Here is an 8172-nt window from a genome sequence, read left to right as displayed (position 1 = left end):
CTGCCGACCCGCTCTTCGACTTCTCGCTGGACGATGCTCCCGCCGCCGCGCCCTCGGGGGGGATGGGCGACCTGTTCGACTTCTCCGGCGGTGGCGCCTCCGGGGAAGAGGGGATGGCCGCCTCGGACACCGGGCGCGCCGCGCTGCTGGGGGACGTTCCCGCCGAAGCGGCGCCGGACTCGGACGGCATCTCCCTGCTGGGCGACGTGCCGGCCTACGACGACGGCGACCCCTTCAAGATCACCACGCCCCGCCGCGAGGTGGTGGACCTGGCCTCCATGCGCGGAGGGCCCGCCGTCTCGGTGACCAAGCCCTCCGCACGGCTGGAGGACGTGGGCATGCCCCAGCGCCGGCTGCCCGGCCGCGCGCGGAAGCTCACGGGCTTCGTCGTCAACCTCACCGTCGCCACCGTGCTGGTGGTGGCCCTGGGCGCCCTGGGCATCGTGTACCTGCGCGACGGGAAGGTGAACGCCTCCACGCTGTCCCCGGACCGGCTGCGCGCGCTGGTGATGCCGCCGGCCCACCCGTTCACCGCGAGCGACGTGTCCAACGGCCTGTACGCCACGCGCGATGGGCACATGCTCTTCGTCGTGCGCGGGGAGGCGGAGAACCGCACCGGCGCCGCCGCGTCCGTGCGCGTGCGCGCCGCCCTCTTCGACGGGGACCAGCGGGTGCGCTCGTCCGAGGGGCTCGCGGGCGCGCTGGCCACCCCGGAGGATCTCTACGCCGTCACGAACGCGGAGGCCGCCACCGCGCTGCGCCAGCGCCTGGACGCCGCCGCCCTCCCGGTGCCCCCCGGGGGCAAGGTGCCCTTCCTGGTGGTGTTCCAGGAGTATCCCGCGGACCTCGCTGGCTTCCGACTGGAAGTGACGCTGGAGCCCGCGCCCTCCTCGTCCACGGCGGACCGCACGGGGGAGTAAGGCGCCATGTCCACCCTGGAGGAGGCCCGCGCGCTCGCGCGCAACCTGCACGCCCTGGGCGGAGGCGCCACGGTGCGCCGCAAGGCCGCCGCGCGCGAGCTGGCCCGGCGGGAGCCGTTCGACACGAACGAGCTCATCGGCCACCTGCTGTCCCTGGCCCGCGCCGGCCAGGCCCCCGCCACCTGCGTGCTGTCGGACTTCATGGCCGCGCTGGATCAAGAGGCCGAGCACATCCCCCACGTGGAAGCGCTCCGGCGCATGGCCCACGTGCAGTCCCTGGAGGCCGTGGCGGACCTCTTCGCCCAGGGGCCCGCGCGCAAGGAGCTGGACGCGGACGCGGCGGCCCGGGCGGATGCGCTCGCGGCCAACCAGTCCCTGGGCCACTTGAAGCAGCAGGCGCGCCTCACGCGAGACCCGGACGTGCTGTCGCGCCTGGCCACCGTCAGCAACCCGGCCGTGCTGCGCAACGTGCTGCTCAACCCCCGCCTCACCGAGCCGCTGGTGGTGCGCATCGCCGCGCGCCGTCCCGCCCGTCCGGAGCCGCTGGTCGAAATCTGGAAGGCCTCGCGCTGGTCGGTGCGGCACGCGGTGCGCCGCGCGCTCGTCTTCAACCCGTACCTGCCGCCGGAGGTGGGCGCGAAGATCGTCCCGCTGCTCAACACCGCGGACCTGCGCGAGCTGGTGGCGGACGCGGGCCTGCTCCCCGCCCTGCGCCAGCAGGCCGCGCGCCTGCTCCTGGAGCCGGCGCCCGGCACCCCGCCTGGGCCTCTGGTGCTCCCGGACGGCGAGGAGTTCTGAGGCGACTCTAGGAGCGGCGGTCCTTGGAGGTGGGCTCGGTGAAGTCCGCGTCGGTGCTGCCCCGGCGCGAACCGGGCAGGGTCTTCACGTCCACCAGGTCCTGTCCGCGCGACGCCTTGCGGAAGGAGTAGACGAACTTGCCCATCGCGTTGCCCAGCTGCCCCATCCGTGCGGCCGAGAAGACCACCAACAGGACGAAGCCGAGGACGATGAATTCTCCAGCACCCAGCATGCTTCGGACACTGCAATAAACCCTCCCGGGAGGCAAGCCGGGCGCACGTCCACCCCCGGACGCCCGGCCTCCGCGACAGCTGCCCCGGCTTCCGTTCCAGCGCAGACTGCGCGCCCATGCTCCTGCTCGCTCACCGTGGTGCCAGCGCCGATGCCCCCGAAAACACCCTGGAGGCCTTCACCGAGGCCGTGCGCCAGGGCGCCGACGGGGTGGAGCTGGACGCCATGGCCTGCGGCTCCGGCGAGGTGGTGGTGTGCCACGATGAGCGCCTGGAGCGACTGGCCGGCCAGCCCTGGGAGGTGCGCACCACGCCCTGGTGGAAGCTGCGCCGGGCCGACGTGGGCTCCTCCCTGGGCTACGCCCCCGCGCGCATCCCGCTGCTGGAGGACGTGCTGGACGCACTGCCCGCGCACTTCCTCGTCAACATCGAGCTCAAGTGCGACCGCTTCGATGACGGAGGCCTGGTGGAGAGCGTGGCCCGGCTGGTGGCCGAGCGGGACCTCGGCCGACGGGTGGTGCTGTCCAGCTTCAACCCGCTGTGCCTCTTCCGGCTGGCAGCGGTGGCCCCCACGCTGCGCAGGGGCTTCCTCATCGACCCGGACAAGGCCTGGGCGCCCCAGGCGTACGTGGTGAGCCCGCTGGTGTCCTCGCACTCGGTGCACCCCTTCCACGAGGCATGCACGCCGGAGCGGGTGAGCGCATGGCGGGAGTCGGGACTGAGTGTGGCGGCGTGGACGGTGGATGAGCCCCAGCGCGCGCGGGAGCTGCGCGAGCTGGGCATCTCCTACCTCATCACCAACCGCCCGGGACGTGTGCGCGAGGCCCTGCGCACTCCCGCCCCGGACGCGGTGAGCGCCTAGAAGTCCAGGCCCAGCGTGGTGTTGAAGGCGACGACGGAGGGCAGGTCGCGGCTGGCCTCGCCCGTCACGTCGAAGCTGCCCAGGCTCGTCACGGAGAACTCGGCGCCCAGCTGCAGCGCGCCGCCGATGAAGCGCGCGCCCGCGTAGAAGCGCGGGGTGAGGTTGTCGCCCGCGGACACCCGGGCGTACGTGCCCGCGTTGCCGTTGGCGAGGGTCGCCCGCGAGTCGTCGTCCTGCGACTCCTCCAGCGTCAGGTTGGGGTTGAAGATGAGCGTGCGCGACGTGGCGCGCACGAAGGCCAGGTCCAGGCCGCCGTAGGGCGTCAGGGTGATCATCCCGCCCAGCGGGAACTGCTTGCCCACGCCGATGTCCAGGCCCGTGGTGGTGAGGTCCAGGTCGTGCGCGCCGAACAGCTTCGTCACGTGCAGGCGCACGCCCACGTCCGGCAGGTACGTGAAGCCCTCGTTGACGGCCCACTTCAGCTCGCCCATGGCCGTGACCATGCCGCTCTTCTCCACCCAGCCCACGCGGCCGCCCAGCTCCAGCGAGAAGGGCAGGCCCTTGCGGACATGGACGGAGGGCAGCAGCACGGAGCCCGGCTGCTCGCGCTCCGTGGGCAGGAAGACGCTGTCCGGCAGCGACACCACGGACAGCTCCGCGTTGAACGCGTAGCCCGAGTGGCCCGTGGTGCGGGGGGGCATCAGGTTGGCGGAGTTGATGACCGCGCCGAACGTGCGCGCGAAGGCGCGGAAGTCCGCGCTCGCCAGCGCCGCTGCGTTGTCCTGCCCGAACCTGTCGATGCCGAACCGGGCAATCTGCAGGTCATTGTCGTCCGCGTGGGCAGCAGCCCCGGACAGCGCCGTCGCGAGGACCAGCCACCGACTGAACGTCCGCATTGGGGATTCACGCCTCCGGGACGCGTGCCGGCCAAGCGGGCGCCCACCTGCGAGGACCCTAAATCGGCCATCGGTAGAGCGTCAACAAAACGGGCGGCCCTCCTCCAAGAAGCCCCTCCCGTGTGTGGGAGGGGCGTCACTGGAAGCAGGCCGCCCTGTTCAGGCGCCGGCGTAGGGGCCGGGGACTACTGCTGGCGCGGCTTCACCGGCGTGGTGGCCGCGGCGGCGGGCGTCGCCACCTTCTGGGCCACCTCCGCCGGACGGCGGCGGATGACCAGGGTGCGGCGGCTGGCGAACTCGGTGCTCTCGCGGGCCACCACCAGCACGTTGTTGTTGCCCTCCTTCAAGGCGAAGTCCGCGGTGAACTTCAGCGTGTGGGGCTCGCCGCCCTTGGGGTCCACGGCCTTGAAGTAGACCTTCTGGTCGTTGACCAGCACGTAGACGTCCAGGAGGCCGTTGGGGTCCTTCACCGCGCCGGAGAGGGTGAACTTGTCGCCGTTCACCACCACGCCGCCGTGCGAGGGGTCCACGTCCAACTTGATGTCCGGCGGCTGGTGCGTGGTGGTCCACGCCACCGTCTTGGGCGCCACGGCCTTGCCCGTCTTCACTTCCTTCGCGTCCTGCGTGCGGACGAAGGCGAAGCGGTCCTTCTCCAGCGCGACCTTGTAGTAGCCCTTGGTGGTGCCCTCGAGCGCGAGCGTCGCGCCCTGCGGCAGCTTCGCCACGGCCCGGGCGTCCGGGGTGGGCGCGCCGAACAGCTCCGCCTTGTCGTTGAGCTTCACCAGGCCCTTCTTGGCCTCCAGCGTCGCGACGGGCGCGTCCTTCACGGGCAGCTGGAGCTTCTCCAGCACGAACTCCTCCAGGGGCTCGTCCAGGATGGCCAGCTTCAGCGGGAAGGTGTCGCCCTTGTAGCCCTTCTTCAAGGACACCTGGAAGCGCGCCGTCTTCGTCTCGCCGGGCTTGATCTCCCCCAGCTTGAAGCGGCCCTTCTCGATGAAGACGTTCGCGTCGCCGCCGTTCTTGATCTGCGCGAACGAGTCCAGCGCCGCGCCCGCGCCCGTGTTGGTGACGTCCATCACCACGGTGACGTCCTCGCCGCGCTGCACGACGCCGTCGCCGTTGCACTCGGCGCAGTCATCCTGCACCTGCCAGTTGAAGGCGAACGTGGGGCGGGGCAGCTCCACGAAGGACAGCTCCGACACCAGCGTGTCGCGCAGCGAGCCGTTGTCGTCGAACAGCTTCACCTTCACGTCGTCGCGGCGGCTGGTGAGGTCCTTGGGCAGGCGCACCTGCACCTTCCAGGACTTCTTCTCCCCCGGCGCGATGGCGCCGAAGAGGAACTCGCGGCGGTCGAGGAACGCGTTGTCGCTCTCCGTCCAGCCACGCACGCGCTTGAGCGGCTCCGTGCCCTTGTTCTCCACCTGGATGACCATGTCCAGCGCCTCGCCGGCGGCGATCTTCGCGTCGTTGCCCGGTGAGAAGCTGGCGTCCACCAGCACGTTCTTCGGCGTCGGACCCGCGCTCCAGTCCACCCCCAGCGCCGCGATGGCGCTGTTGATGCGCTGCTCCTCTTCGTTGCGCTTCTGCTCCACGAACGCCTTGCCCTGCTTGATCTGCTCGGTGCGCTTCACCGCCGGCACGCGCAGGACGAAGTCGCGGGCGAACTGCACCTCGAAGTCCTCCTTGATCTCCTCCTGGGACTCCGCGTCCAGCTGGTCGTCCAGGTCCTCGCCCTGGCCCGCGACGTCCACGTCCAGCAGCGGATCATTCTCGCCGTGCGCCTTCTTGTCCTTCTCCTTGGCGCCGGGCTTGGCCGCGACCTTCTCCTTGGGCTCTTCCTTCTTCGCGGCGGCCTGGGCGGCCTTCTCGTCCACCTTCAGGTACTTGAGGCTGGTGCCCGGCTTCTCGCGGTCCAGCACCTCTTCGCGCTTCTTCGCGACGGTGGTGGAGTCCGGGTTGCCGAAGTGCTGATCCAGGTCCGCCTCGCCCATGGACTTGCGGGGCGCGAACACGTCCACGCGGTCCGCGGTGACGCGGGTGGGGATGAGCTGGATGTCCGGGACGATGCCGACCTCCTGGATGGAGAGGTCGCCGGGCGTCAGGTACTTGGCGATGGTCAGCTTGAGCGCGCTGTCGTCCGGGAAGTCGTAGAGCACCTGCACGCTGCCCTTGCCGAACGTCTGCCGCCCGATGATGACCGCGCGGTCCAGGTTCTTGAGCGCGCCCGCGACGATTTCAGAGGCGGAAGCGCTGCCGGCGTTCACCAGCACCGCGATGGGGTAGGACTCCTCGCCCTCCGTCATGCGCGCGCGCTTCTCCTCGCGCAGCTTGTCGGACAGGCCCACGGTCGCGACGATGGTGCCCTTGGACAGGAACGTGTCCGACACCTGGATGGCCTGCTCCAGCAGGCCGCCCGGGTTGCCGCGCATGTCCAGCACCAGGCCCTTGAAGCCGCCCTTGGCGTCCGCCTGCTTGCGCATCTCCGTCAGCGCGGACTCCAGGTCGCGCGTGGTGTTGCCCTGGAAGTTCTTGAGGCGCACGTAGCCCACGCCGCCCGCGAGCAGCTTGTGCTGCACGCTCTCGATGGAGATCATCGCGCGCGCCACCGTCATGGCGCGGGGCTTGTCCCAGCCGTCGCGCTCCACGGTGATGGTGATGCGGCTGTCCACCACACCGCGCAGCTTGGACACGGCCTCGTTGAGGTCCATGTTGACGGTGGACTCCTCGCCAATCTTCTTGATGCGGTCGTCCTTCTGGATGCCGGCCCTGGCCGCGGGCGTCTTGGGCAGCACCTTCACCACGGTGAGGTTGCCCTCCTTCATCTGGATGACGAAGCCCAGGCCGCCGAACTCACCCTTGGTGGACAGCTTCATCTCCCGGTACAGCTCCGGGCGCAGCAGCACCGAGTGGGGATCGAGCGTGGACAGCATGCCGTTGACGGCCGCGTACTCGATGTCGCGCGTCTCCTCGATGGGACGCATGTTCTTCGACAGGAAGTCGAAGACGTCCTTGAGCGCGAAGGACATCTTCCACAGGGAGTCGACGTGGGAGATGTCGAACTCCTTCTGCTTGCCGTTCACGTTGACGTTGAGCTTGCCCGTCTCCGGGTTGCCGTCCACGAGCACGTCCGGGACGCTCTTCTCCACGTACTCCAGGGAGGCGATCATCATCTCCTTGGGCTTCACCCGCTTGGGGTCGACGTAGTTCTCCTTCACGTAGAGGATGACCTTCGTCAGCACGCGCAGGCTGTTGAGGTCGTGAGGCGCCTTCTCGCTCTTGGCGTTGGACGGCAGGGCGCCGTCCCAGGAGTCCTGCCCCGCCTCAGCCGCTCCCAGGGTGAGCGGGAGGGGCGCGCGGTCACTGCCCGCGAATGCCCAGGCCCCCAACAGAACGGCGACGGCGGTGATGCGGCGGAAGATACGCGGCATGCGGTTCATCCAAGCTGGGGCACTCTGGGCGCCCCGGGGTGATGCGTGAAAAGCCCTGTGAATCCGAACAGTTCGGCGTGAGCCAGGGTCCTGGTAGCGGCCGGGCAAGCCTAATCACGGCTTCCAGGTGCTTCAAGGCATGGCCATGTCACTAGCGTCCGAGAACGTCTGCCGCAGGCAATGCGTTCCCGGATCGCCTCACGGGTACGGACAGCCGGCCGTCCCCTTTATTTCGCCCCGGGTGGGCCTCCGGGCGCCGGGAGCGCATCCGGGGGAGGCGGCAGGTCCCCCGAGGCGCGCAGGCCCCGGTACATCAGGGTGCCCCCGATGATGGCCACCGGGAGGAAGAAGGTGTTGAGGATCGGCACCCAGAGCAGCACGTAGACGCCCGCGCCGAAGCCCATGCACAGCGCCCGTCGCTCGCCCAGCATGCGGCGCACCTGGGCGAAGGGGTAGAGGTGGCGCGTCATGGGGGCGGCCAGATGTTCAGCGGCCATCCAGAGCATCGTCCACAGGCTGGCAAGGACGGTGAACGCGATGCTGCCCAGGCCCGGGACCAGGTTGAGCGGCAGCAGCACCAGCAGCCCCAGGAACAGCAGGGCCATGCGCGCCAGGGTGTGCAACAGCCCTGTCGTCAGCCCGCGCAGGAACGAGGCGGGGGACACGGTGGCGTCCGCTTCCCCACACTCGGCCTCGGTGGCTTCCGACAGCGGGTCCTGGAGGGGGGCGAGCAGGAGGGGCGGCACCACGTTGGCCCCCACCACCCAGGCGACCAGGGAGGCCAGGATGAGCGCCGTGTACCAGCCGGTGCGGCCGTACCAGGAGTCGGGCCGGTTCCAGACGGACTCCAGGAGGCCGGGGGCGTACCGGTAGAGCAGGACGCCCAGCGCCACCAGGGTGAGGGCGGTGATGGCCGCGCAGAGGGCGGACCAGAGAAAGAGCCGGCGCGAGCGGAAGACCAGGCCGAAGGCGCGACCGAGCAGCCCCACCTGTCCCTTATACACATCTGACGCTGCCGACGAACCCCAGGGTGTAGAT

At 70.2% G+C, this 8172-nt stretch carries 7 protein-coding genes; 3 read left to right on the top strand and 4 right to left on the bottom strand.

The window, feature by feature from the left end; all coding sequences use genetic code 11:
- A partial coding sequence (locus D7Y13_RS34330) for a hypothetical protein (RefSeq protein ID WP_341870456.1) occupies positions 1–920 on the top strand: 920 nt, incomplete at its 5' end.
- 6 nt (positions 921–926) lie between these two features.
- Positions 927–1718: a hypothetical protein gene (locus tag D7Y13_RS34325; protein ID WP_120536135.1), complete on the top strand. Its 792-nt coding sequence runs from the start codon at positions 927–929 to the stop codon at positions 1716–1718.
- 7 nt (positions 1719–1725) lie between these two features.
- Here the strand turns inward: D7Y13_RS34325 and D7Y13_RS34320 are convergent, their stop codons facing one another.
- Entirely contained in the window at positions 1726–1950 is a 225-nt protein-coding gene (locus tag D7Y13_RS34320) for a twin-arginine translocase TatA/TatE family subunit (RefSeq protein ID WP_120536134.1), read from the bottom strand.
- A 116-nt stretch (positions 1951–2066) separates the two neighbouring features.
- Between D7Y13_RS34320 and D7Y13_RS34315 the strand changes: the two genes are divergently transcribed.
- A complete protein-coding gene (locus D7Y13_RS34315) occupies positions 2067–2810 on the top strand; it encodes a glycerophosphodiester phosphodiesterase (protein WP_120536133.1) in 744 nt (247 codons plus the stop codon).
- On the opposite strand, the gene D7Y13_RS34310 is transcribed toward D7Y13_RS34315, so the two are convergent.
- The 3 genes from D7Y13_RS34310 to D7Y13_RS49955 form a co-directional block, all read right to left on the bottom strand.
- Positions 2807–3706 carry a hypothetical protein gene (locus tag D7Y13_RS34310; RefSeq protein WP_120536132.1) on the bottom strand — a complete coding sequence of 300 codons (900 nt, stop codon included), beginning with the start codon at positions 3704–3706 and terminating at the stop codon, positions 2807–2809. The two genes, D7Y13_RS34315 and D7Y13_RS34310, sit on opposite strands and share 4 nt — an antisense overlap.
- Before the next feature lie 185 nt (positions 3707–3891).
- Complete coding sequence (locus D7Y13_RS34305) at positions 3892–7143, bottom strand: MXAN_5808 family serine peptidase (RefSeq protein ID WP_120585139.1); 3252 nt, start codon at positions 7141–7143, stop codon at positions 3892–3894.
- Positions 7144–7361: 218 nt separating this feature from the next.
- Complete coding sequence (locus D7Y13_RS49955) at positions 7362–8138, bottom strand: EI24 domain-containing protein (RefSeq protein WP_244222410.1); 777 nt, start codon at positions 8136–8138, stop codon at positions 7362–7364.
- Positions 8139–8172: the final 34 nt, after the last annotated feature.

Origin of the sequence: Corallococcus praedator, from assembly GCF_003612125.1 — a bacterium.
In the GTDB taxonomy this organism is placed as follows: domain Bacteria; phylum Myxococcota; class Myxococcia; order Myxococcales; family Myxococcaceae; genus Corallococcus; species Corallococcus praedator.
The sequence above is the reverse complement of the archived record's forward strand: the minus strand, read 5'-3'. Positions and strand labels throughout refer to the sequence as shown.